The sequence below is a fragment of the Pyrodictium delaneyi genome (assembly GCF_001412615.1).
Classification (GTDB): domain Archaea; phylum Thermoproteota; class Thermoprotei_A; order Sulfolobales; family Pyrodictiaceae; genus Pyrodictium; species Pyrodictium delaneyi.
This window is the reverse complement of record NZ_CP013011.1, coordinates 491,489-516,152: the sequence shown is the minus strand read 5'-3', so window position 1 is coordinate 516,152 and position 24,664 is coordinate 491,489. Positions and strand designations below refer to the sequence as shown.

27 protein-coding genes and 1 tRNA gene are annotated in these 24,664 nt (G+C 48.9%); 21 read left to right on the top strand and 7 right to left on the bottom strand.

Translation table 11 applies throughout. From position 1 onward, the window contains the following. Positions 1–83 precede the first annotated feature (83 nt). From Pyrde_RS02640 to Pyrde_RS10370, 10 genes are all read left to right on the top strand, one after another. Positions 84–710, top strand: a complete 627-nt coding sequence (locus Pyrde_RS02640) for a DUF2067 family protein (RefSeq protein ID WP_231656822.1) — start codon at positions 84–86, stop codon at positions 708–710. Positions 711–733: 23 nt separating this feature from the next. Beyond that, a complete protein-coding gene (locus Pyrde_RS02635; protein ID WP_055407953.1) occupies positions 734–1,039 on the top strand; it encodes an RpoL/Rpb11 RNA polymerase subunit family protein in 306 nt (101 codons plus the stop codon). Between the two features lie 434 nt (positions 1,040–1,473). Then, entirely contained in the window at positions 1,474–1,815 is a 342-nt protein-coding gene (locus Pyrde_RS02625; protein WP_055410658.1) for a transcription factor S, read from the top strand. A 307-nt stretch (positions 1,816–2,122) separates the two neighbouring features. After that, on the top strand, positions 2,123–2,872 hold the full coding sequence (gene pcn / locus Pyrde_RS02620; protein ID WP_231656777.1) for a proliferating cell nuclear antigen (pcna): 750 nt from the start codon (positions 2,123–2,125) through the stop codon (positions 2,870–2,872). A gap of 3 nt (positions 2,873–2,875) precedes the next feature. Then, the gene (locus Pyrde_RS02615) at positions 2,876–4,033 is read left to right on the top strand and encodes a DNA primase small subunit domain-containing protein (protein WP_055407949.1); all 1,158 of its coding nucleotides are present in this window, start codon (positions 2,876–2,878) and stop codon (positions 4,031–4,033) included. Between the two features lie 22 nt (positions 4,034–4,055). Continuing rightward, positions 4,056–4,523, top strand: coding sequence for a hypothetical protein (locus Pyrde_RS02610; RefSeq protein WP_055407947.1), 468 nt, complete (start codon positions 4,056–4,058; stop codon positions 4,521–4,523). 111 nt (positions 4,524–4,634) lie between these two features. Further along, positions 4,635–4,919: a 50S ribosomal protein L44e gene (locus Pyrde_RS02605; RefSeq protein ID WP_055407945.1), complete on the top strand. Its 285-nt coding sequence runs from the start codon at positions 4,635–4,637 to the stop codon at positions 4,917–4,919. Positions 4,920–4,923: 4 nt separating this feature from the next. After that, positions 4,924–5,124 carry a 30S ribosomal protein S27e gene (locus tag Pyrde_RS02600; protein ID WP_055407943.1) on the top strand — a complete coding sequence of 67 codons (201 nt, stop codon included), beginning with the start codon at positions 4,924–4,926 and terminating at the stop codon, positions 5,122–5,124. Between the two features lie 225 nt (positions 5,125–5,349). Next, complete coding sequence (locus Pyrde_RS02595) at positions 5,350–6,153, top strand: translation initiation factor IF-2 subunit alpha (protein ID WP_055410655.1); 804 nt, start codon at positions 5,350–5,352, stop codon at positions 6,151–6,153. A gap of 80 nt (positions 6,154–6,233) precedes the next feature. Beyond that, positions 6,234–6,434, top strand: coding sequence for an RNA-protein complex protein Nop10 (locus Pyrde_RS10370; protein ID WP_082419425.1), 201 nt, complete (start codon positions 6,234–6,236; stop codon positions 6,432–6,434). 18 nt (positions 6,435–6,452) lie between these two features. Here the strand turns inward: Pyrde_RS10370 and Pyrde_RS02590 are convergent, their stop codons facing one another. Further along, positions 6,453–6,959 (bottom strand): CDP-2,3-bis-(O-geranylgeranyl)-sn-glycerol synthase, encoded by a 507-nt coding sequence (locus Pyrde_RS02590; protein WP_055407941.1) that lies wholly within the window; start codon positions 6,957–6,959, stop codon positions 6,453–6,455. Then, on the bottom strand, positions 6,944–7,543 hold the full coding sequence (locus Pyrde_RS02585) for an AAA family ATPase (protein WP_055407939.1): 600 nt from the start codon (positions 7,541–7,543) through the stop codon (positions 6,944–6,946). The genes Pyrde_RS02590 and Pyrde_RS02585 overlap by 16 nt, the downstream gene beginning before the upstream one ends. A 59-nt stretch (positions 7,544–7,602) precedes the next feature. On the opposite strand from Pyrde_RS02585, the gene Pyrde_RS02580 reads away from it, so the two are divergent. From Pyrde_RS02580 to Pyrde_RS02560, 5 genes are read left to right on the top strand one after another with little or no spacing between them, the layout of a single operon-like run. Beyond that, on the top strand, positions 7,603–8,241 hold the full coding sequence (locus Pyrde_RS02580) for a hypothetical protein (RefSeq protein ID WP_055407938.1): 639 nt from the start codon (positions 7,603–7,605) through the stop codon (positions 8,239–8,241). 34 nt (positions 8,242–8,275) lie between these two features. Further along, positions 8,276–9,559: a Clp1/GlmU family protein gene (locus Pyrde_RS02575; RefSeq protein ID WP_055407936.1), complete on the top strand. Its 1,284-nt coding sequence runs from the start codon at positions 8,276–8,278 to the stop codon at positions 9,557–9,559. Continuing rightward, entirely contained in the window at positions 9,547–10,851 is a 1,305-nt protein-coding gene (locus tag Pyrde_RS02570) for a UbiD family decarboxylase (protein WP_055407934.1), read from the top strand. Before Pyrde_RS02575 ends, Pyrde_RS02570 begins: the two co-directional genes overlap by 13 nt. Positions 10,852–10,855: 4 nt before the next feature. Further along, positions 10,856–12,040, top strand: coding sequence for an aconitase X (locus Pyrde_RS02565; protein ID WP_082419424.1), 1,185 nt, complete (start codon positions 10,856–10,858; stop codon positions 12,038–12,040). Between the two features lie 14 nt (positions 12,041–12,054). After that, entirely contained in the window at positions 12,055–12,471 is a 417-nt protein-coding gene (locus tag Pyrde_RS02560; protein ID WP_197272720.1) for an aconitase X swivel domain-containing protein, read from the top strand. 15 nt (positions 12,472–12,486) lie between these two features. On the opposite strand, the gene Pyrde_RS02555 is transcribed toward Pyrde_RS02560, so the two are convergent. After that, complete coding sequence (locus Pyrde_RS02555) at positions 12,487–12,897, bottom strand: Sjogren's syndrome/scleroderma autoantigen 1 family protein (RefSeq protein WP_055407928.1); 411 nt, start codon at positions 12,895–12,897, stop codon at positions 12,487–12,489. A 172-nt stretch (positions 12,898–13,069) separates the two neighbouring features. On the opposite strand from Pyrde_RS02555, the gene Pyrde_RS02550 reads away from it, so the two are divergent. Continuing rightward, positions 13,070–13,342, top strand: coding sequence for a stationary phase-response protein (locus Pyrde_RS02550; RefSeq protein ID WP_055407926.1), 273 nt, complete (start codon positions 13,070–13,072; stop codon positions 13,340–13,342). A 292-nt stretch (positions 13,343–13,634) separates the two neighbouring features. Here the strand turns inward: Pyrde_RS02550 and Pyrde_RS02545 are convergent, their stop codons facing one another. The 4 genes from Pyrde_RS02545 to Pyrde_RS02530 all read right to left on the bottom strand — a co-directional run bounded on the left by Pyrde_RS02545 (position 13,635) and on the right by Pyrde_RS02530 (position 16,375). Continuing rightward, positions 13,635–13,838, bottom strand: a complete 204-nt coding sequence (locus Pyrde_RS02545) for an aCcr1 family cell cycle regulator (protein ID WP_055407924.1) — start codon at positions 13,836–13,838, stop codon at positions 13,635–13,637. A gap of 119 nt (positions 13,839–13,957) precedes the next feature. Next, positions 13,958–14,045: transfer RNA gene (locus tag Pyrde_RS02540), tRNA-Leu, on the bottom strand. Positions 14,046–14,100: 55 nt separating this feature from the next. Then, positions 14,101–15,516 carry a ribonuclease FAU-1 family protein gene (locus Pyrde_RS02535; protein ID WP_231656821.1) on the bottom strand — a complete coding sequence of 472 codons (1,416 nt, stop codon included), beginning with the start codon at positions 15,514–15,516 and terminating at the stop codon, positions 14,101–14,103. Positions 15,517–15,589: 73 nt separating this feature from the next. Beyond that, the gene (locus Pyrde_RS02530; RefSeq protein WP_156327982.1) at positions 15,590–16,375 is read right to left on the bottom strand and encodes an SDR family oxidoreductase; all 786 of its coding nucleotides are present in this window, start codon (positions 16,373–16,375) and stop codon (positions 15,590–15,592) included. 286 nt (positions 16,376–16,661) lie between these two features. Between Pyrde_RS02530 and Pyrde_RS02525 the strand changes: the two genes are divergently transcribed. The 5 genes from Pyrde_RS02525 to Pyrde_RS02505 all read left to right on the top strand — a co-directional run bounded on the left by Pyrde_RS02525 (position 16,662) and on the right by Pyrde_RS02505 (position 24,622). Further along, complete coding sequence (locus Pyrde_RS02525; protein ID WP_231656776.1) at positions 16,662–19,220, top strand: multiheme c-type cytochrome; 2,559 nt, start codon at positions 16,662–16,664, stop codon at positions 19,218–19,220. Between the two features lie 217 nt (positions 19,221–19,437). Next, positions 19,438–20,994, top strand: coding sequence for a hypothetical protein (locus tag Pyrde_RS02520; RefSeq protein ID WP_055407920.1), 1,557 nt, complete (start codon positions 19,438–19,440; stop codon positions 20,992–20,994). 595 nt (positions 20,995–21,589) lie between these two features. Then, positions 21,590–22,051, top strand: coding sequence for a helix-turn-helix domain-containing protein (locus Pyrde_RS10590; protein WP_055407918.1), 462 nt, complete (start codon positions 21,590–21,592; stop codon positions 22,049–22,051). Positions 22,052–22,247: 196 nt separating this feature from the next. After that, positions 22,248–22,919: a heme exporter protein CcmB gene (locus Pyrde_RS02510; RefSeq protein WP_143522220.1), complete on the top strand. Its 672-nt coding sequence runs from the start codon at positions 22,248–22,250 to the stop codon at positions 22,917–22,919. Positions 22,920–23,062: 143 nt separating this feature from the next. Continuing rightward, a complete protein-coding gene (locus Pyrde_RS02505) occupies positions 23,063–24,622 on the top strand; it encodes a thioredoxin fold domain-containing protein (protein ID WP_082419421.1) in 1,560 nt (519 codons plus the stop codon). The last annotated feature ends 42 nt before the right edge of the window (positions 24,623–24,664 follow it).

Genomic DNA, 24,664 nt, shown 5'->3' with positions numbered 1-24,664 from the left:
CATACTCGCAATACATTCGTAAGTAGTGAGTCGTTCTACACGACTTATACAATGAGGCTGCGGGGGAGTACAGTGTTTTGGGCGTGATTAAGAGAAAGCTCTATGTTGCAAACCTACCACCAGGAATACCCATCGACAAGGTCTACGAAAAGATTAGTAGTGCTATCCGCAGCGGTTATGCTGAGATAAGCATACGTGGGGGTAGAGTGTATATAGAGATCGTTGGTACAGAGTTCGAGATAAAGGATAGCTGGTACCGCGTACGCCAAGCACTAGCTGATCTCTGGGAGCTTTACCGGCTAAGGACGAGAAGGGAAGCATCAATAGAAGCCATAGTAAAAGAGGCCGGGAGAACATTTCCACCAGAAGCTCTTGTCTATGCTCTAGAACTACGCGGCTATGAGGCTAGGCTAAGTGATGATAAATCGTTGCTATATACAACGGCACCTCCAGAAGAAGTGATAACGACTGCGAGAAAGATAGCAGATGCTATAGACCAACTTAAATACCGTGTGAGAGGCTCAGCAGCTAAACGTATGATAGCAGCTATAGCAGCAGGACTGGATGTTGATGTTGAGCACGTAATAGAATACGGTCTGCGGAGCCGGGTCCTAGAGGAGACTGAGGACGGGATTATCCTACGCGAGGAATGGAGAAGAGGGCTTCGTAAGATAGCAGTCATGCTTAAGGGGGCTCAGACTCCAGGCTAACCCTTCCCGGGGGTAGAGTCTACGTGACTGGTAAGGTAAAACTGCTAAAACGTGAAGGTAATACAATAGAAATAGAGCTTATAGGAGAGGATCACACAATAGCAAACTTGATAGCAAAGTACGCGATAAAGAAGTCAGGCGTAGTCTACTCCTCGTACATAATATCGCATCCCTTGATAAGCAATCCTGTGATAGTACTATCAACAGATGGTAGTAAGGATCCGCTGGACGTTATCGAGGAGGTACTTCACGATATAATAAAGGATGCTAATGAGTTCCAACAGATGTTCGAGGAGGCTCTAAAGAGTAATGGTGAATGTAAAGCATGAGGCGCGTTTTCTGTACGTCTATATGTGTGATAGCGGTTTCTGGGTAGCAGCTATATTTAGGGGGCCGTCCAGAATAGAAGCAATCTTTGTAGACAAATCCCTCAATACATTAGTACAGCACATAAAACGCAGTAGTTTGTTCAAAGAACTGCGTGCGGCTTGGCCAAGCAAAGTCGCCGAGGAAATGTATGTGGGGGTTATTTCTCCGGAGGAGTATCTATCAGACTGTACCTCTTGTATATATAGTCTCTTAGAAAATCTATGCCATGAGATAGTTCTGCATGAAAGGTTTGAGGACAATGATAACGTTGAATATGAATAGTTGATAGTGTAGAAAAAGTTGTAAGAGTGGAACATAGTTTATCCGTGCAAGCTGGCTCAAGCCAGTAGGGCAATGGTGCTTCAATAGCGTAGGGCTACAGAGGGTGATAGAGATGAAGTTCTGTCCTAGCTGTGGCAGCTTAATGATGATGCGTAACGTTGATGGTAAGATGTCATGGGTATGTCCAAGCTGTGGATACCGAGAGGTAGCAGAAGGTGGCACTCAAGGATTTACAATACTTAAACAGCAGATAAGGCATAGTGAAAAGGAGCGGATAATAGTAGTAAACGATCAGAAGAAGCTAGAAGCTCTACCCAAGACCCGAGCTATATGTCCTAAGTGTGGCTATCACGAGGCTTACTACTGGGTCGTCCAGACTCGACGAGCTGATGAACCGCCAACAAGATTCTTCAAGTGTGCGCAGTGTGGGCATGTATGGAGAGAGTATGACTAGCGATGTATGCGTGCTGGGTAAGGACTACGTGGAGTACTTTGTTCGATTGTTCAGCAAGCTATACGAAGATTTGTTCGAAGCATATAGTCGTACTCCGAACTTTATTACGTCAAAACCCTATGTTGAGAGAGCGCTGCGGCTTGCTCAGTCTGGGCTATCTGCTGCCAAATCTCTTCTAGAGGATTGTAAGAGGCAAGAATCTCTGGAGGGGTCAGACCCCAATTTTACCCCTCACAATAGCGTATAGTATCTATGCTCGGGCGTAGCGGTAAGAAGGGAACGGCCGGCCATCAAGAACTAAGAGGTGGTGGCTAAGTTGAAAATAGTGTTCTTTGATGCCCGTGTATGGAGGTATCTTGTCTCAGCAATATCTAAGGTCATAGAGGAGGGTGTGTTCGTTGTAGACCCCGAGGAGGGGTTAATGTTTAGAGCTATGGACCCCTCTCACGTCATAATGTTAGATATGAGGTTTCCGCGAGATTCATTCGAGGAGTTTGATGTAGAACAGCGCACTGAGCTTGGCGTGAACCTCGAGGATGTTGCCAAGATATTGCGACGTGCAAGTAAGGAGGATCGCCTTGAGATAACCGCTGACGAGGATTCCATATCGTTCGCGTTCATAGGGAAGAGCTACCGGAAGTTTACGCTTCCGTTACTCGATATCACGGCAGAGCAGCTTCCAGAGCCCCAATTAGAGTTTAAGGCTAACATTAAGGTTATGAGTGATGTCTACCGCGATACGATAAAGGATGTGGAACTTATCGGTGACGTGATAAGGTTTGTGGCGAGTAGCGATGAATTTAAGGTGGCCTCTTCGAGTGAACTAGGTGAGGCAGAGATAATCTATACACGTGAGAGCGGCAGCCTCATAGACCTTGTGGTCGAGGATATGCAACAGGCTAGCTATACTCTGGAGTACTTTAGTGACCTCTCGGGGGCGTCTCGCGTAGCAGATACAATAACGATACAGTTCAGCACAGATATGCCAGCACTAGTAGAGCACGAGCTACCTCAAGGAGCCAAGTTTAGTTTCCTCATAGCCCCGAGGGTAGAGTAACCGATGCCATCCCAGCAAAACCTACAAGCACGTATAATGAAGACTAGAAGGTATCTCGAGAATATAACCCGTGATTACTATAGGAAGAGGCAACCCAGTGTACCTCCAGACTTTAGACTACGCGAGTTTGCTGCACAAACGTGGACGGGAAGGAGCTATATCCGCCACCTCTCTTTCCAGAGTACCACGGCTATCCATAAATTCCTTGTAGAAAAGGCTCCTCGGCACTTCTACTACTCTTCAGCTCGTTATGATCAGCCAGGAATAGACGATATGGATGCAAAGGGTTGGCGATCAGCCGACATAGTATTCGATATCGATGCAGACCATCTCCCGGAGTGTTCAAATATGGTTGTAGAGGTTGAGACGCCGCTAGGAGAGAAAGCATCTTTTATTGATGAGAAGTGTATAAGATATGCAGCTTTAAGGAGCATAATTTTGAGAGACATACTTGTTGAGGAGATAGGTATAGATGAAAAAAAGATTGTTGTCGAATTCTCAGGTAACCGTGGATTCCATGTAACAGTATATCTGCAGGATACGGATGAACTGGCTAGAGCGGGCCCGGATGTGAGACGCGAACTAGTAAACTACATCAAGGCCGTTGGCTTGCTAGACGAGATACTAGAACCCTGGAGGGGCCTCAACCTTCGAAAGGGGAGACCGTCTCCAGTACCCCCCAGCATAATACTCGCCGGTGCACGAGGTAGACTAGCTCGCATAATGTATAGACTTGCTGAAGCTAGTGGACGCCGTGACCTGGCACGGCTTCTAGCTGGTCGCGAGCCAATAGACTATGCAGTATATCAGAAGCAATTTGCTGAACTGGAAGTTAGGGCACGTGAACTGTTGGGGGTTGAAATAGACGAACAAGTGACTGTCGATACAAGGCGCTTGATAAGGGCGCCGTGGAGTATTAACGGGAAGACAGGGCTCTTAGTAGTTCCTGTCGAATACACTTCTCTCTATGAGTTCTCTATATCTGAACGCCTATCTCCCTTTACGGATCTAGACCCTATACGCATAGAAGTTATTGCTGACGTACCATCTAATATAACTGTGCTAGGTAACCGTATACGATTACGTAGAGGCGATAAGCCCAGACTGCCAGCACCTGTAGCGGTGTATCTCCTATCAAAGGGTGTAGCCGTAGTAGCCTAGAAGGTTGGGGGTGTTTCTTGTCATGTCCGTAAGCGAGGAATACGGGTTAGCGCTGCTCCTGGACGCGGTAAAGAAAGTTCTTGAAAATGGACGTATAGACGAGTTACTCAGCCAAGGCGCTAGGTTCCAGAGGATGTTATCGCAGACACTTCTAGATAGGAATGCTCTAAGGAGGAGTGCTATACTGGCCAACTACCTGGAGATAGTTAACGAGATGAAGACGCTTATATCAGATACCATAGTGTATGGAGCGGGCATAGGTGTAGCTGAGGCTGAGATATATTCTCGCCTAGTTGTAGGTGAGATTGTGTACAATAGCGTGTGTATGCCCGTAATCGTAAAGCGTCACCTTGGCCTACGGGGTGGTATAGCAAGGCCAGGTGCGGTGGTGTGTATTGAGCCGGAGAGGGCTGTTAAGCTGGTAGCTGCTGGCATAGCTGAACCTATAGGTACGGGATTAGAGCTCAGAGAGACGAATCATAATTCATGAGCTTTTACCCCCTAGGTAGTGGATTTTCCAGGGGATGTGAAGAGCATTTAAGCTAGGAAGCAGGGGAGACCCCTTTCGGGTATTCCCCGGTAGGAGTGGCGGTGCGGCGTCATGAGGGTTCCAAAGGTCATCAATACCTACTGTCCGCGGTGTAAGACACATACGCCACACTCGGTAGCCATCTACAAGCATGGTAAGAGGCGTAGTCTAGCTGAGGGTGAGCGTAGATACCGTAGAAAGCAGGAAGGTTACGGTAGCAAGAGGAAGCCTGAGCAGAAGCGCTTTGCTAAGGTAACTAAGAAGGTCGTACTGAAGCTTAAGTGTCAAAAATGTGGCTACATACTCCATCGCAGAGGTATTAGGCTAAAGAAGGTTGAGCTCGTGGAGGTGAGGTAACCCCATGGTCAAGAAGCTTAAGGTGTTAGTACCCCAGCCCCGGAGCAGGTTCCTCCTAGTACGCTGCCCTGTTTGCGGTAACGAGCAAGTAGTGTTCAGCCACGCTACCTTCCCAAGTCGCTGTCTTGTCTGCGGCGCGCAGCTCGTGGAGCCTACCGGCGGAAAATCAAAGATAACGGGCCAAGTAGTGCGCGTGCTAGGCTAAATAGCTCCTTAAACGTTTTTAAGTAATTATTGCATCTCGGACGTCCTCCAAGTTGAGTAGGGGGTAATATTCTTAAGCTAGATGTTCATAATTTTATGATATATTCTGTATGGTTTCATGTCTCTCATCTCCTTTGATTCCTTAGGTCTCTTAGCTATAAATTGGAGAAAGTGCTTTGAGTCATACACATGGCTACGCGAAGAGGGTGAGCGGAGGCGAGCAGAAGTGCCCATGAGAAGAAAGGAGCTACCAGATGTTGGCGAACTTGTGGTAGCAACAGTGCGTGAAGTATACGATTATGGCGCTTACCTCAACTTGGATGAGTATGGTGGCCTTGAAGCTTACCTGCCATGGAGCGAAGTAGCCTCTCGCTGGGTCCGCAGTATTCACGACGTAGTTAAGCCTGGGCAGAAGATAGTTGTCAAAGTTATCAGGGTTAATAGGCGTCGCAAACAAGTTGATGTATCGCTAAAACGTGTCAATGACAATGAGCGACGTCGTAAGATGATGGAGTGGAAGAGGGCTCAGAAGGCTGAGAAGATACTCGAGATAGTAGCTGAGAAGTTGGGGAAGACACTAGACCAAGCATACGAGGAGGTTGGATGGAAGCTAGAAGAAGCCTATGGTGAGCTTATGGCTGCCTTTGAAGAGGCAGCGATACGCGGCGAGAGTGTGCTACGTGAAGCGGGTGTGCCTGAGGAATGGATAGAACCGCTCCTCGAGGAGATTAGGCGCCACGTGGAAGTTAAGAGAGTTAAGATAGGCGGCGTCATAATGGCTAGGAGCTTTGCTGGTGATGGTGTTGAGCGAATCAAGGAGGTTCTCCTAAGTGTCAAGGAGGCTATCCTAGCTAGCTCTAAGGACATAAAGGTTAGGCTATACACAATTGGCGCGCCGCGCTACAAGCTGGAGCTGGACGCGTACGACTACAAGACGCTAGAGAAGGCTCTAGAAAAGGGCCTAGAGATTGGAGAGGCTAAAGCAAAGAAGCTTGGCGTAGAGTTTAACTTCACACGGGAGCGGCACTAACTCTGTAAGCCTCGCCAGCATCTATGGCAGTGATATTTTGTTGAAATTGTGGTTAAGAGTCGTCGCGGAGGCGATAATGTATGCGCTGGCTTATGAGACGGTGTGCGGTCTGTGGGAGATATACGCTTAGGCGTGACAAGTGTCCATTATGTGGTGGCGACGTGGCCGTTCCGCATCCGCCACGCTTCTCGCCTGAAGACAAGTATGTGGCATACCGGTATCGCATGAAGATGCTTGCCGGAATAATACATAGTGAGGAGAGCAGCTCGGAGCCAACATAGTGGGCTGACACCAACATATCACCAAGGAACAGGCTTTAGCTTCAATCGGTTTGCAGCCATATTAGTCAGTCTGTGAAGCGTAAGTACTATTGGTGCGAATACAGCTGCAACATATGGATCGACAATGATATCTACGATGTACAGCGATATCAGTGCGCCGGCGTAGAAGTCTAGCTGGTCAAGTACCGGGGCAGGGGCTCCCCTTTCTAGGCCTATCCTCCTCTTTATGAAGGCAGCAAACATATCCCCTAGAAGAGCACCGAGTGCGGCAGCGATTCCACCTTTTAGTAGTGTGTATGAGCACATAATAGATGCTAGGAACACCGCGAATATAGAGCCATAGAGTACACCTATACCAAGTCCTTCCCATGTCTTGCCAGCACCAAGCAGAGGTCTACCGTCTAGGAATTTCCGCCCGCCATCTATAGGTGTGCCTCCATAGCTCAATAAGACTGGAGAACCGTTGGCAACGAGTGCAGGAAGAAGCACAAGAACTGTATGGAGGGGACTCAGCAGTTCAACCATTCTATACCACCATCGCTAATACGTAGTTCCAATTCTAGCCTCGTGTCGCTTGGCTTCTCTACAAGTAGTCTCCGATGGCCTGGGGATAAGTAGTCCAAACGTATAACGTTATGGGTCCATAGGCTGAGCCCTCTGCCAGCTACCGGCTCGTACTGCTGCTCCCCGTTGCTATGTACTTGTGCTGTCTCAATTATGGGTACACCGTAGTCCTCGCTCACCTTGTATAGAGAAGCGGCTAACAGCAAGACTATACGGTAGGAGTTCTCAGCATCTATTCTGATAAACGAGTTTATGCTGTCAATAACCACTATGTCGTAGAGAGGTATGTCTTTACGCGTAAGGAGGTCAAGGAGGTCTGTGTACCAGAGCGCCTCGTATACAATCATTCTAGCAGTATTGATGCCCATTTGCTCGGCACGCCGGATAAATTCGAGCCCCTCTGTTGTTACGAAGAGACATCTAGTCCTGCAGTAGTCTCTCACAAACTCCAGTGAAAGTGTGGTTTTGCCAGCGCCAGCAATGCCATAGACTAGTACTACACCCGGCCAGGTGAGCGTCTCGATGAGACGGTGACAGATAGGCAAATATCCTCCCCGATGCACTGGCCAGCCACTATGGGTTGAAACAGACTCCAGCAGAAACCTTGGGACAACACATAGTTATATGGACTAGTAGGCCGGGCCTCGCGAGTAGACTTGTAGAGCTAGCCCGGCTCCTAGGTGTCAGCTACTCCATACCGCGTAGTTTGGCCGAGTGTAGAGACTATCTTGTTATAACAGACACCTATACGGCGGAGACTATAGGAAGCATTTGTAGCCGTGTCGTGGTAGTTGATGTAGAGGATACAGGTGTGCTTACAGCTATACTCGACTTCGTCAAGGCGGTGCGTGGGCGCCTCTACGAAGCCATACTAGGTATAGACGTAGGCTCATCGAGGCTTGCATATGTGCTCTTGTCTGCTGGTGCGATACTCTATAGCGGATTTGCGCCACTAGACTCGCATGAGCTTTTGCACTCTATATGCATGGCCTCTCAGAGGCATGGCGAGTTCGCTGTGGCCATAGGTTACTCGCCGGCAGTATCTCCTTACGCTAGCATGATTGCTGAAAGGCTTGAAAATTGTGGTGTGAGAGTCTACATTGTTGATGAATATAGGTCTAATAAAGCTCCTTTACTCGGTATCCGTGGAGTCGAGAAACTAGGTAGCGACGATCTCCGGGCGGCTGTGGCAATAGCGTTGCGCGCGTACATGAATGGCCGCAAACCGGAAGTTAACGAGTAAATCGCAAACTGCTATCTCATGGAGGGATTAATGTATGAAGGTACAGCTCGTACTAGAACCTGGTCACATTGTACGTGTTGAAGGGCCTCTAAGGGCCCGTGTAATCTATGGTCAAGTTCTGGTTCTCGGTGCAGTATTCAATGCTGGAGATGAGTTCGAGGTCCCTCAGTATCGCAGTTACGCTGTAAAAGCCTTGGTAGAGTCACGGATAGACTTCGAGGTAGGTCATGGAGGTATTATAGAGAGGCCACGGCTTGGTGAAGAAGTGATAGACACGTGGGTCTACAGCATTGATGAAGCTCTTCGTAAAGACTGTAGAACGTTTATAGTAATTGGTCCAGTAGATGCAGGTAAGTCGAGTGTAACAGCGCTTATAGCTAACCGCGCTCTTCTTCGTGGGCTGCGTGTGGGCGTCGTAGACGCAGATGTGGGTCAAGCAGATGTGGGTCCACCAGCTTGTGTATCGGCAGCAGAGGCTAGAAGATTCGTTCTCTGGCTTCGCGAGCTACGTGCCGAGTATATGCGGTTCGTAGGTAGCATCACACCGCAACGTGTAGAGCGCCGGATAGTGGCCAGTGTAGTAGAACTAGCCGCAAAGCTACGCTCGGCAGGAGTAGATGTCATAGTTGTTGACACAGATGGATGGATACAGGGTCTGAACTCTCTAGAGTACAAGGCAGAGATGGCTAGATACCTTGCAGCGGACACTGTGTACGTAGTTGGAGACGAGAAGCTATACAAAATGGCCAAGAACATGTTCGCGGGACAGCGCTGTGGCGTATTCTACCTTCCAAGCCCAAGAGTCAAGCACGAGAGAGATCGTGAAGAGAGGCGTAACCTACGTAGTCAGGCATACCGCCGGTATCTGGAACCCCTCTACGAGAGGATAGTCGAACTAGATAAGGTATCCATCTATGGAAGCTGCTTCTTCTCAGGAGAAATCCTCCCCGAAAACCATGCTAAGATGCTCCAAGAACTCTTTCGTGTTCCAGTGATAGCGGCTAGTGAGACATACGACACAGTGTATGTGGTTACAGTTGGTCAGCCTGAGCCAGCAGGCATAGAAAAGGCAGCATCAGTATACCAGAAGCAAGTGTACATACTTGATAAGAACCTGGCGGTAAACGCTCTAGTGTCGCTAATAGGTCCTGACGGCGAGGAGAAGGCGCTAGCTATACTCCGCGATATAGATCCGCGCCGGATGGTTGCAAAACTTGCCACACCATATACTGGCGAAGTTAAGGGATTAGTACTAGGAGGCATAAGGCTTAGCGAGGACTACGAAGAAGCAGGGAGGCCCTTGAGATGCGTAATATAGAGGCGTCGGTCGAGAATTACCTAGAAGCTATGAAGGAGCAGGGTGCTGCTATAGCAGAGGTGTCGGAAGAACTCGAACCTAGTTACGAGGCAGCTAGGATTATAAAGCAGTATGACGGTCAGCGCATTGTAGTGTTTAATGTTAGGGGCTATAACTGGCCCTTTGTATCCAACTTGATTGCCAACCGTGAAGTGCTCTACAAGGCGCTTGGCGCCTCGAGCGATCGGGAGGCCTACACTGTATTAGCTAAGGCGTCTTCCTCGCCAGCCCAGAGCTTCCGCGAAGAAGTCTTCAGCGAGTATTTTGAGCATGTCGGAGAAGATCTATCCCTTTTACCGGCGCTGCGGTTCTATGATAGAGATGGAGGATTATATATAACGTCGTCGATGTTCGTGGCTTGTCGCGAGGGTGTGTGCAATGCATCTATACACCGCATCATGGTGAGTGATGATAAGAGCTATGCGGCTGTCCGTGTAGTTCCTCGGCACCTCTACCGAATGCTCCGCGAGGCAGGTGAAAAGGGGCTCCCAGTGGCAGTAGTCATAGGCACTGATCCCCGTGTGCTGCTAGCAGCCTCCACGAGTCCGCCCTATGGTGTATTCGAGCTGGGCATGGCAGCTAGCATGCTAGGAGGGCTAGCGGTGTGTCGTACACCGCGCTATAACTTGCCAGTTCCGTGCGGTGCCTCTATGATAGTGGAAGCTAGGCTTGGTCCTGATCGGGCTCGAGAGGGACCCTTCGTAGATCTCCTACAGCTCTACGACGATGTCCGCCAGGAGCCGATTCTTCACGTCGAAGGAGTCTATGTTAACAAGATGTACAAGCCATACATGCACACGATATTGCCTGGTGGTTACGAGCACATGATATTGATGGGGTTCCCTCGCGAGGCGGCGATATACGAGGCAGTCTCGCGTGCAGTAGCACACGTTGTTAAAGTGAGACTTACACCGGCCGGTGGTATGTGGTTACATGCAGTTGTCTCTATTGAGAAACAACATGATGGTGATGGTAAATCTGCGGGATTGGCAGCGCTAGCAGCGCATCCAAGCCTCAAACACGTAGTAGTAGTAGACAGTGACATAGACCCTGACGATCCTAGACAGGTAGAATGGGCTATCGCTACGCGTCTCCAGGCAGACCGGGGACTAGTAGTCATACCTGCTGCACGCGGCTCCACACTCGACCCAAGTGCCCGGGATGGACTCACGTACAAACTCCTAGTGGATGCTACAATACCGATACACGAGCGAGGTAAGTACGTAAGGCCGACTATCGGGGGCAGGGGCTAGCACCTTGTACTTGACACGCGAAGAGGAGCGTATACTCAACGGCGAGGAGGGGCCAGCCCGCCAGCTAGCGATGAAGCTAATAGTGCGTGTAGGCGAAGCCCTCGGTGCCGAGCGCCTTGTGAAAGTAGCACATGTACATGCAAGCGGAATCTCCTACAGCAACATAGGAGACTATGGGTTAGAGTTCATAGAGACCCTTGCCAGGGATGGAAAGGTATCAGTCTACTCCACTTTCAATCCAGCAGGATTTCCCTTGGGTGAGAAGCCACCCTACCCGGTGCCTGAGACACATGTGGAGAAGCAGAGGCGAATCATAGGTGCGCTTCTCCGCATGGGGTTCGAGCTGAGCGCCACATGTATTCCCTACATGTTGCGTAAGCCGCGTCCGGGCGAGCACCTGGCATGGGGCGAGTCAAGCGCAGTAGCTGTGGCCAACACTCTCTACGGTGCCAGGACGAACAGAGAAGGTGGACCCGTAGCGCTCGCGGCAGCATTAGTGGGGAGAATATACCTCTGGGGCCTACACCTGGGCGAGAACCGGCGACCCACAGTACTCGTGAGAGTAAATACCGGTGTCGATGACGAGCTCGATGCCGGTGTGCTAGGCTACCTGGTGGGCAAGAACCTCTCCGGTGAGTTGCCCTACATCGACGTGAGGATGAAGGCTAGACGACAAGTAATCTCCCTATGTGCAGCGGCAGCTGCCGCAGGAAACACAGCCATGTGTATCGTTAGGGGTATCTCGCCGGAAGACCGTGGCGTGCCTACTGGTGTCGAGAAGATTGTAGTTGATGGAGATGCATTGAGGAGGGCACGGGAAGAGGTGGAGACAGCCAGTATAGAGGAGGCAGAGCTATTCTTCACAGGCTGCCCTCACCATAGCAGCGATGTTGTAGAGAAGGTTGTAGAGCTACTTGAGGCTCGTAGTGTAACTAGGCTTAGGCGCCCCGTCTGGATAGCAGTGCCTGGCAACATGGGGGAGTCTCTACGGAGATATGGAGAGTGGCTTAGGAGGCGCGGAGTCTACCTGCTTCCTGGTACGTGCCTAGTGGTCGGTACGCTCCGGAAGTCGGGCATAAGAGCTATAGCTACTGATTCCGTCAAGACAGCCTTCTATATGCCCAGGAGGCACGGCGTCAGAGTGGCGCTGGCCTCGCTCAAGGAGTTCATAGAGGCGCATGCCTCGTAGAAGAGGTGGCAACAATGAGCGGACAGCCTTGCGCCCAAAAGCTATGCTTGGAACTACGCGGTATCGTAGAGGGTAGGGCTATTGGGGAAACAGTAGTAGTTAAGAACAGACTCTCATTCTATGGCGAAGTAGACCCCGAGAAAGGAACACTAGTCGACGGCCGCAGTATCGCCGGGAAGATACTGGTCATGGAAGGCGGTCGAGGAAGCACGGTAGGTCCTTACATACTCTATGCTCTCTCAAGGCGAGGCTTAGCACCCTCAGCCATAGTAGTGGTAGAAGCAGAGCCTATCCTTGTAGCAGGAGCTGTAATGGCCTCTGTACCACTCGTAGCAGGTCTCCCTAGAGACCTTCTACATAAGCTCCACGACGGATGTCGGGTCGAACTAGAATCCGTCCCGCCGAAGGCGGTACTCGCTATAGAATGCTAGACAGAGAAAGCAGAGCTATCCTCCGGAGGAGGACTTCTTGTTAGTCTCCTTCCTTTCTTCTTCCCTCTTTGGGCTAGTGACCATGTTGAGTATCCTCTCGGTACGCTCGAGGATATCAAGCCAGCTCCTCAATGCCTCGGCAACATCGCTGCCAGGGCTCCTCTCTGCGTTCTGTATGACTTCGCTAATACGGTGCGCCACAAATTTCTCGAGCTCTTCGAGTACGCCTTGCACAGTTACTTTAGAAACCTCGCTCTCGTCACGTACAATGTAAACTCTACCATGGACAGGGCAGACAATCTCTCCGCTCTTTAGCCGGAAGAGTGGCAGCCCACAGAGAGGGCAACGCTCAGAAAGCATAGCAGCGCCGGCACGCAGCAAGTCAGCCATACGCCTAACAACTTCAGGGCTGCTCCTCCTCTCCACGATACATGCACCCACAGACTGCAATGAGCTAGCCAGGGCAGCATAATAAAGCTGAGTTTAAAGCATCCCGGCACCGAAGCGGTCTAAACCGCTAGGTGGTGTGCTAGGGGCCGCAGGCCCCAGCACAGGCAACGTCAACGCCCCGAAAGGGGTTGTGATGGGGTGATGAAGCATGGCAGCCCCCATATACGATAACGAGGCTAAGATAAGACAAGCAATAGTAATGCTAATGAGGATAATAAATGATACAGCTGTTCCGCGAAACATACGCCGTGCAGCAACTGAGGCGATAAAGCAGCTCCGCGACGAGAGTCTAAGCCCTGGTGTACGTGCTGCAAACGCGATAAGTATACTCGACGAGATAAGTCAAGATCCAAATATGCCGGTCTATGCCCGTACGATAATCTGGAACGTTATCTCTCTCCTCGAGACTGTCAGAGACTAGCCCAGCGAGTTTAAGCGAGTTTAACGATGCCAGAAGTGTCTGCGCCGAGCTAGGCAAGTTTTTCCTTTATAGCTTGCCTATAGATCCAGGAACATTGGCTACAGTACACATATAGTACTCTTACCCAGTTTACAATCTCATATCGAGAATTAGTCTGAGCCGTTAGTAACTATGACGCAGACACATATTGAGGATCAAAGCCAAGCAAGAAGCGCCGATTAGTATAAAATAAGGACTTAATTTGTAGGTAACATTAACTGTCTCATGTGGCAATCTCTGCGATGATGTAAAGTTATACTGGAATCTCTATTAATGGTGCGCGTGGGTCATACCTTGGTGGGGAAGGCCTCTTCGGAACCTCTATGCCCTCGCTCCGTAGCAGCCTCTCTATGGCTTCCCTTATTACTTCGCTCCTTGTGAGTCTGCGCATCCTTGCGTAGCGGTCTAGAATTGCTAGCATATCCTCCTCTATTTTGAATGTGACTATCCTCTGCATACCCAGAGTCCCGGGCTTAAACGGTGTTACCTGGAGGGGTGTATATGGCAGAACATGTAACCAGAGTCTCTAGGGAGGGAGAGAAGCGGAAGTATTACACATTTAGTGGGATGTTGTTGTGGTGCGGGGGGTGGGATTTGAACCCACGCAGGCCTACGCCAGCGGGTCCTGAGCCCGCCCCCTTTGACCTGGCTCGGGCACCCCCGCGCCCACGAGCTACTCCATGAAATGGAGGACTGTCTTTGTCAGGGCTTTATAATAGTTAACCTCCTAACGCCTTCTTAGCCTCCTCTAAAGCCTTCTCGTAAAGTCTATCAGTTATAATCCCGGCTTCTAGGGCTCTCTGTAGATCTTCCTCGTCTATTATGCGGGGCTTCTCTCCAGGTTTCTTGACCACGTCGACTTCTAGGTCAAGGTAGACTATAGCGTCCTCGGAGACCTCTGGGGGCGTGTTTATGTTGATGTATATGCCTTTCACAGTGCCATCGCGGGAGTAGTAGGTGTGTTTTATAATCCAGGAGCCAGTGTCTATTTCAGACACTATTCTGTCGCCAGGCTCCTTCTCTACCCCAAGTCCGTCGTAGACACCACGATTCCTCACCCTACGCTCAATCACTATTATAAGTCTATTCCGCTCCATGTAGACGTTTCTAACCTCGCCGCGCCCTAGTTCTATGATGCTGCCATCGGGCTTAACGTGTACCAGCTTTACAGTGCGCGAGGATGCAAGTTTCTCGCCGAGCATCTCTAGAAGGGTCTCGGATAACAGGTTTGAGTCTACGCTTCTAGCTTTTAGCTTCTCCGCGTAATCTACTACAGTTGAGAAGCTTGGCGCAGTACTCTTGACGCTATGGTGTAGGCTTATTGTTGGTACAACAGCATCGCGTATCTTATCGAGCATAAGCTTATCCACACTGCTAAGCCGGATAAGTACCACCGCCTCACCAACACTATAGACACCAGGCTCTCCCTTCTCTGCTGCCTCTCGTACCTCGAGAAGCCTCTCGCGAAGCTCCCTGAGATGCTGCTCAAGCACCTGCGGATCTGCGTGCTGGCTACTACTCCTCCAATGGACACTAAGTCCCTGCTCAGTATATGGTGATGCGAGCGCTATGAGTTCGGCTCGCTTCTCTGGATTGCGTATATGCTCGCTTACAGTCACGCGTGGCCGCTCAGATTCCATGAGTATAGCATAGTCTCCGAGAACCCGTGCCCCTAGAGCGAGACGCGGCCGCTCTCCCGGCTTTACGCCGGGTCTAACAACAGATGCCACTACATTTTTCCCGGATTCGCAATGCTCTCTGTCTATGATTAACTCGGCATCAATCCCGGCAACCTCGGCTATGCACACGCCATCGATTAGCCCCTTGACTCGTGCTTTCACTGTGGCATGGAGAGGGAGGCTAGAACGCCAGTAGAACGAATAGGGGAGCAGCTCCCGGAGCTTCTCGAGAACCTTGTCTACAGCCCACTCGTAGCCGACTATCAGCAGTTCCGAGGGGTCATTGTCACTATTCTTTATAGTAACGTCGGCTGGTAGTGGTAGCTGTGGTAGACTAAAACGATCAGCTATAACCCTAGAGGGCTGGACTACTTGAAAGCCTGCGTCCAGGACAAACTTGGTCAAGGCAGTAGCATAAATACCGCGTACCCTTATCCTCACAACACTACCAGGCACAGCGGTCAATGCCTGCCTACCCAGGCGTGCCTGGAAGAGATAGCTGGCCTTCTAAGCTCCATGTAGCCTTGAGCTAAAACACTGAGCGTAGGAGGCCGCCGTCGATAGGTATCGAGGCGCCGGTAATGTAGCTAGCATAGGGGCTGAGTAGGAACGCTACCAGGTAGCCAACTTCCCGGGGTTCTCCCAGCCGAGCCAGCGGAATGGCCTGGGCTATCTCGCCGAGAACCTCCTCGGGACTACGTCCCTCCTTTGCTGCCCGTGTCTCCGCTATCTGGCGCACCCGGTCGGTCATAATATAGCCAGGCATTATGGCGTTAACCCTCACCCCGTAGCGAGCAAGCTCCCGCGACAAGGTCTTCACGAGACCATGCACGGATATCCTCAAGGCATTGGATAGGGTAAGACCCTCAACAGGCTCCTTGGTGGCAACACTGGTAACGTAGACTAGACTTGGGTTCTTGCTCTGCTTCAAGTAGGGTAGAGCATAATAGGCAACCCAAATAGCACTCAGCACAAGCAGCCTCGACCCATACTCCCAGTCATCAAGCCCCAGTTCCTCGAAGACGCCAGGCCGTGGCGGTCCTGCCACGTAGACCACAGCATCAAGGCCTCCAAGTAGCTGGGCAGCCCCCTTCACGAGGCTCTCCACGTCCTCCCTCCGTGTCAAGTCGGCAGTGATGCCATGTACCTCGCCTCTCTGCTTTAGACGCTCTACAACATCCTTAACGGTCTCCGCGTAGCGACCGTTGATAACCACACGGGCCCCCTCGTCTAGCAGTACCTCTGCTATGCCACGGCCTATACCTCGCGTTGACGCAGTTACGAGTACACGGAGGCCCTGGAGCCCAAATACCATGTCAATAACCCCCAGCAGCCGAAGCCGATTCTATGTAGACCATATAGGTCTTGTGGTGATTCCCCTTTGGAAATTTGTACTTGACTAAATCTAGATGTCTACTCGGCGCAGATAATGCTGCGGTATACTTGAGTACAAGCGTAAGTAGCATGCTATATACTTCTGGTAGTTCCGGTAGTTATAGTTAATATATCGTAGTGTGCCGAAAAATTGGGGTTGCAAACATAACTAGTTGCACACTACGAATATTGACTATCACGGCTAAAAATAAGGGTGTGTGGAGGGTATGCCGATCATGAAGCGCTTCCTACTAGCCGGTATCCTAGTCCTATCCTTCCTCCTAGTAGCAGGCATAGCAGCACCTGCTCATGCAGCCCAGTTCGGCGACGACCTAGCAGCTAAGGTTCAAGAACTAATGAAGAGTGATGTCGTAAGCCCGCAGACCAAGGCATGTCTAAGCTGTCACATACAGTATACACCGGGCATAGTGTATGACTGGGCTAACAGCAAGCATGCCGAGATGACCCCTGCAGCGCTAGCAGACCTCTACAAGGCTATAGGCACCCCAGAATGGGCCGACAAGATAGCTGACAAGTTCAAGAACTACAACTACGTAATAGGCTGTTACGAGTGTCACGGTATGTTTAAGGAAGCTGACAGGCCTGACGTCATAGAAAACCACTTCGGCTACAAGATAGTAACCATAGTTACAAGGAAGGACTGTAGCCAGTGTCACCCCAAGGAGAGCGCAGAGATAAGCTGGACATGGCACGCAACAGGCAGCGTCATGTCACCATTTAAGCCATGGTATCTGGGCATACTAAAGTGGGCTAAGAGCCAGGGCGCAGACCCATTCGGCGATGCCCAGGCTAAGGCCCTCTACGAGAAGTACTTCCCACCATACCTAACTAAGCAGCGTGACGTAGATGACATAAACTGGAACTTCTACAAGGAGATAGCAAAGGCCATAATGCAGTACATGGAGACTGGCCAGGAGAATGACATAGTAAAGATGCTCAAAGAGGCAACTGGCATGGTAACGCCCTATGATTATGACTGGAAGACATTTATAAGCCCGCTATGGCCTGCAAGTGGTGTACTAAATACAACACTTCTTAACAAGATGGGTATAAAGATAGCAGTAACGTCCATAGATGGTAACAGTAAAGCAATAAGTAACGTGATGGAGCACCCATCGTTCAGAAACGGGTACATATATCATGCATGCTTCGAATGTCACGGTACAGTCGTAGTACCCTATAAGAAGGAGACTGTGACAATCAATGGTATGCAAGTCAATAGAGTAGCCCTATGGGGCTGGCCTAACAATGGTGCAGCTCGTCTAGACCCAGACGGCAGCCTTGGCACTTGTACTGCATGCCACCCAAGACATTTATTCAGCATAAAGCAGGCACGCGAGCCATGGACATGTGGTCAGTGCCACCTAGGTTACGACCATCCACACATAGAGATCTACGAGGAGAGCAAGCACGGCAACATATGGGACGTATACGGTAAGGACTGGAACTGGGATCAGATACCATGGCGTGTTGGTGTAGACTTCAATGCGCCAACATGTGCTACATGTCACATGAGTGCTCTAGCCGATGCTAACGGCAACATATTAGTGCCCGGTACCCACGACCTTGTGAAGAGGCTAGTATGGGACCAGATGCACTTCTTCAGCATACCTAAGGGCATAATACCCGACAAGATGCAGCAAGCACTATTCTACGGCTGGAGCCAGCTAAAGGGCAAGCTAGAGGACATAGAGGCTAAGAAGAACGACAAGGCACCAGAGCCATACAAGTACCCGGTATTCACCGGCATAAAGATAGTAGAGGATGGTGGCAAGATAGGCGAGACCAAGTTCCCGAGACTACTAAAGGTAGAGTACACTGGCGAGCTAGCCAAGCACCGTGCCGAGATGGAGGCAGTATGTAAGCTATGTCACAGCAGCCAGTGGACCGAGAACTTCTTCCGTACTGCCGACCAGAACATGATAGACTACGACATAGTAGCCAGGTTCGCGAACGCGCTACTACAGCTAGCGTGGAAGGAGGGCATACACGATAACAAGAACATACTTGACGAGTACATGGAGATAATGTGGTACTACATATGGCATCATGAGGGTCGCCGCTGGAGGAATGGCGTCTACATGATGGGTCCAGACTTCGCCCACTGGTTCGGTATAGTAGATACGGTAATGGACAAGCTAGGTAGAATGACCAGCTACCTCTACACGGCACTAAAGATAAAGCAGATAGAAACTGAGCTACAGGCACTAAAGCAGGCAGCTGCTGGTGCTCCGTACACGCCTGAGCTAGCTGCACAGATAGCACAACTACAGCGCGAACTAGAGAGCCTCAAGGCGCAGCTAGCAGCTCTAGAGGCCCAGGTACCGGTGCTAAAGAGCCAGCTACAGAGCCTAGAGACCGGCTATTCAGCTATAGAAGGTGACGTTGGCTCGCTAAAGACTGATGTTAACACACTATTGCAGCAGTTGCAAGAGCTGAGCAAACAGCTAGAGGCACTAAGTCCACAGGCCAAGGAGATACAGAAGCTAGTATCCGAGATACAGCAGGTGGCGGGACAGCTACAGACTATAGGACAGAAGGCTGAGACAGCAAATGCTAAGGCAGAAGAGGCGAGCATGAAGGCTGAAGAGGCAAGCAATAAGGCAGGCCAAGCTATAAGCATGATAGAGGAGATAAGCAAGAAGATCGATGAGTTAAGCAGCAAGATAGACAGTGTATCATCGACAGCTTACACGCTAGGCGCTATAGCGCTAGCTGCTGCAGTAATAGCCCTAGGCCTATCAATAGTCTACCGCCGGAGCTAATAGTTGTGAGCTTAACACTTAGGGTCAATTTCAAGCCTAACTATTTTTTACCTAAGAGTGTTTACCATAACCAATCCTTGCATGTATGGTTAATTTTGCCTGTGAACGGCCTCTACTCCTGCTGAAGTATTTGATACCATATTCGAGTGACAACAGAGGTTAGACTAGGCTCTAAAGAGGCTGGCAAAACATGGCTTCGTGTTGGCTATGCTATACTGTGACAAGTTTTGCGGCAATTATTATTCTTACGAGTTCCATTGCTATAGCTGGAGTATCCAATCTCACCGATAAGACGGATACAGTTCAGCAATATAACCTTATAATAGTATTTAAAGAGCCCGTAAGCAGCGATGTCTGGCGCGTTTCTATAACATTAGAGGGGCATGATTCCAGCATAAACTGTTCTGGTTTACTAGGCCCTAACGTGTATTATTTACAAACTAGGAGTGTATCTCGCGATCTTATAGTGGCCCCCCTCTACTATGTACTGGATAAAGTATGTCCGCAAATTATCTCTGAGATACAGATCCTTGCTGGCAGTAGTGGAAACAAAACTCTACTTATAACGATACATGTTCCTGATAACTATATGGTTAGAAGTAGTATGGACTGGCGCAGCTACGGGCCAGCCGGGGGCCCTTACAGAGTGGATCTCGAATCTTTCGCCAGATACTACATATTTGACGGAATAGTCTTGGCCAACAGAAGAATATATGATATTAATGACTATATAGAAGAAAACTTGACTGTGATTATGCAGCGCAATATACCAGAAAATGTTGTCAAGTATGCCGTGGAAAGCTTACTAATAGTGCGCTCCACCTTAACTAAATGGCTTGGTCCGAGTCCACGCTCGCCTTGCGTTCTCGTGATTGTAGGACCAGAAGAACATAGCTTTCTGCCACCAAATACAGCGCATAGCATGGGCAGTATAGTATACATGAAATTAAGCTCATATGCTGAGGATATACTTCCTTGGCTTGTCCATACGGCGGCGCACGAGACATCACATGGATGGTTTAACCATGGTATGTTGTATGGTGATTTTAGCTTTCAGGAAGCGGCTGCAGAGTTTCTGGCTATGAAAGCTCTCCACGATAATAATCCCCGCTTGTATAGACTAGCTGTTAATTATCTTAATGACATGTTGGATGTAGATGAACAATACAGTGTTTGGATGCGAGTTAATGCTGCATTATGGTATGCAGGTATACAGGCCTGTGATAGAGATGTTTATATTGATACTGTAAGGAGGTTATACAACCTATCAATTACGACTGGACTTAAGGATTCTATAAGCTTGTTGGACGTTATAAAAATGATGGTTGAAGAATTACAATCTCCTTGTAGAGAGACTCTAGAAGCTCTGGTTGGTCGTGTGCTTATAGCAGCTAGCACTAAAAGTAGTACATGGCCTTTAATAGATATAAGTAGTCTTAGCGTAGATATGAAGACTATGACTAACTTAACTGGATGTCCTTCTAGAGAGCTTGTCAATTACACAGTGCAACAACATGGAAAGTTAAATGTAACAGCCGGCATAGAAAATAAAGAATTTCCAGAAAATGGTGTTGCACAGCATGGTAAGTCAGATATATATTTAAATAAGTCAAGAATTAAACAAATAGCTATAAAAGATATTAATTCTTCTGGTTCTTATGGGAATGCGCAACTAATAGCAGATCGTTATGAGCAAATATTATGGTTTCTAATTGGCTTAGGTTTCGGCGCGATGTTTAGTATAGTGATTGTTAGTAAACGATATATAACTTAAAAAATAAAACATTTTTCTGTATTATTGCGTAGTGATTGTATGTTGTAGAGTTTTATGATATTTTCATTTTACAACTATTCATCGGGGTAGAATTTTTAACAGAAGTTTGACACCACCTACGCCGGAGTGTGGTGGTGTATTACTATGGCGGTTCCTCTTTGGGGTGTATAACTTGTCTCACAAATCATCTGTGGTATACTGTCTACGTGAATTGGATTGTCCGCTTTACGATGTAGTTAAGGCTGCCTATGTTTCGTCTAATGTGCGACGTCTGCATGGGAATGATGGCTCCAAGATGAGTGTCGATGGTATTTTAGGCGGGGATGGAGCAACGAGGCTAGCTCTGCGTATTCTAAGAGTCAACTTATATGACGATAATTATACGGAAATTTGGGTTAGAGTCAGTGGTGACAAAGTTCTCGTAGATAATTTTGATAAACAACTACGCTTAGCTAAGGAGATTTACTTCCAGCAAGTGTATTCGAACAAATTCAATAAGGTTGTGCGTATTATTATACCGAAAAGTAAATGCCATAGATGCTTATTATCTACGCCTTGTAATAAGTGTCCGCTTATATCTACACCACTTGGTTCAATGGCTAAATCTGTAGTAGTAACTCCGATGGGGGCCCTCTATGAATTCATTGTAGCTCGTGGTAGTACTTATGAAGAACTACGCCGTTGGGGTTGTAAGCCTATTCACAGCCATGGTATAGATGAGTATGATTATATGCTTACTGAGAAGCAGGAGCTTGCTATAATCTATGCTTATCTCATGGGCTACTATAGCTTTCCGCGCCGGATCAGTCTAAAAGGACTTGCATCAAAACTAGGGCTCTCGGTATCAACTCTTGCAGAACTCCTTCGTAGGGCTGAAGCTAAGATAATTGACGCATTTGTGCGTCACGAGCTGCCACACTACATAGTTGGAAGGGCATTGTATGGTAATCGGCAAACAAGTATTGTGGAGGAACGTCTCAGCTCTAGGCATCGTGTAGAGGAACGTGCTAAAACTGGGGCTGGAATCGAGGAGGCTGCTGAGGCAACTGTAACCTAGGACTTATCATCCTTCTTAGCCTTTTTGACTCTCTTGGTAGCGCGTCTTCGGTGTAACATGTTAGTCCTTGGTCCTAGTATTGATTATCAGTCTTTATGTGTAATGGTGTAGTGTGTTCGTAATTTGGCTGGCTTTTTGGCGATCTCGAGGCGTAGTGATTAAGGGGCTTAGAGACGCTGGAAGATTGGGGGAGGTCATGAGCGGTATAAGGGCAATAGCGGCTATTGTACGCAGAGATATCTTGCTAGATCTGCGTCGTAGAGTTGAAGCGGGGTCCATGCTAGTATTCTCGTTAGCTGCCGGTGTCCTCACAGCATATGTTATGAAAGGTGTTGCTGGAGTAAATGCTGCTGCTGCCAGTGTTTCTCTCGTTCTTGTTCTCATATTCCTTGCCGTATTTGGAAGTCTTTCTAGCTTTGTCAGAGAAGCTGATCGCGGTACACTTGATGGACTCCGATTGGCTCCAGTAGGTGCAGAGGTTATATTCCTTGCAAAGTTTGTCTATAGTTTTGCAGTTATAACAATGCAAGCACTTGTCTTTATAATGTCGTTGGGCTTCTTTGCCCAAATAGGGGTTATGTTTAGTCCAGTAGTACTTATGTTGATTATTGTGTCAAGTATGTATCTTGCAGCTGTATCTAGCTTTACTTCAGCTATATTAGTGTTTAGTGAGGCCCGTGCAGTATTGATGCCCGTAATGGTGCTTGTCCTCGTGCTTCCCTATGTGCAGTCCGCAGCACCTAGCATAGTGGCTGCACTTCTGGGTGGTAATATAGGGGTGTTAGAGGTTGTATGGCTTGTCTTAGCGGCCCTGGCATTTACTGGGGTGACTGTTTGGCTTTCTCGCTATATCCTGGAGGCTGTGTAATTGTACATTACATCAACAGCTGTTGAAGTTGGTTGCCGAACATTTATCTGAACACATAATTATAGGATAATTGATAACCGCTCTAATACAGGCGTGATAGAGGCATAGAGGATGGAGCTGCGAGGATATGTTGGTGCGGCATCATGCAGAACTCTAGTAGAATGCGCTTAGACATCCATGGCTTCCAAAAGACCAAGAGGGCTGGAGTACTGCTGGTGGCGTTACTAGTAGTCGGAGTGTTATTCTCGACTATCCTCTTCACTTGGGAGCAAAATTTGGCTACTTACTACATGAGGGTCGACGAATACGCTATATCAAGCTCGGCTATGTTAGAGAAGATACTTGATTCAAAAAAGCCTATAGCAATAATGTTTGAGTCTCCTACGTGTCCTACGTGTAAGCAGATGCACCCTTACTGGGCTATGCTGGAGTATCGAAGCGACAGCCTCCCTATCAGCTTCTTCCATATAGTCTATGGTCCTTCAACTGAAGAGGCTTTTAGAAAATATCATGTGACGGAGACGCCAACATTCATAGTATTCGTCGATGGTGAGCCTGTAGCAAGACACGTAGGTCCATTCGGTGGTGAGAATGTTACCGATACAATGCTTAACTGGGCATTGTTCTCTGTAGGTTTAAGCAGTGTGTCTGACCCCCAAAAGCTAGCAGAAGAAGGGCTGCGCATCTTTAACAGCCGCTGCTCTGCTTGTCATGGCAAGATAGGTGGGCTGGATAAAGCTTCGCTGCAGGCATGGCTCGAGTCCCGCGATACCAGGGCTGATCTCCTAGCGAGGAGACTAAACGAGGCTCTAGAGAAGAATATGACACTACGCGAGCTCTATGGGAGCTATGGAGGAATATCCGATACAGTCAAGTCTATGAGGAAATATGTCCCAGACCTATCATCTTATGAGATAGACAGATTAGCCTACCTTCTCGACTATGTTTCAGCGGTGCTTGAGGATAGAGAGCCGCCAGCGATAGCGGCGTTGACTAATGTTACTCTTGCGGCTAGTGTTCAGCAGAATTCTGGTAACGGCGATACTGCTCTGGACGTCGGTGGGGCAATAAGTACTAGCCTAGTTGGCGTCGTAGCAGCGCTAGTAGCCGGTATTATAGCTACATTTTCTCCGTGTGTTTTCCCTCTACTGGTGGCATATGTAAGCGCAGCAGGAACTTCTGGCAGAAAAATTTCCGCGTCCAGCTGTATAGTATGTGGTATTGCGGCCTTTACCGGCGTCATAGCCATAGGACTGTTGTTTGTCCTTGCTTCTAGCCTTGCATCATCGCTCCAGAGTATACTCCTTCCAGCGGTTGCGACGGCAATAGTTGCTGCAGGTGTTGCTAGTCTTCTCGGTATACCCATAGAGCTAGAAGGTGTTGTTGGTATCAAGCGTGGTGGTCTTGTCGGCTTTTGTGCCGTTTATGGTTTCTTAGCGGTTCAATGCAGTTTGCCGTTGGTGGCCGGAGCATTACTACTGGTAGTAGGAGTAGGAAGCTTGGTATCAAGTATAGCTGTGGCAGTCAGCTTTGCCCTTGGTGTGAGTGTTCCACTAGCTTTCGCAGTCTATGCTGCGAGCCGGCTTGGTAGTAGCATAGTAAACAAGGTGATGGGGCGTTATACATTACTTCAGCGGATTGGTGGCTTTGTATTAGTTGTTGCGGGTGTGTACTTGCTTTTATATACACTTCAACTCGTCTAGCGTCTAGGCTATGTAGCGATAAATTGTGGCGTTAAATGGATG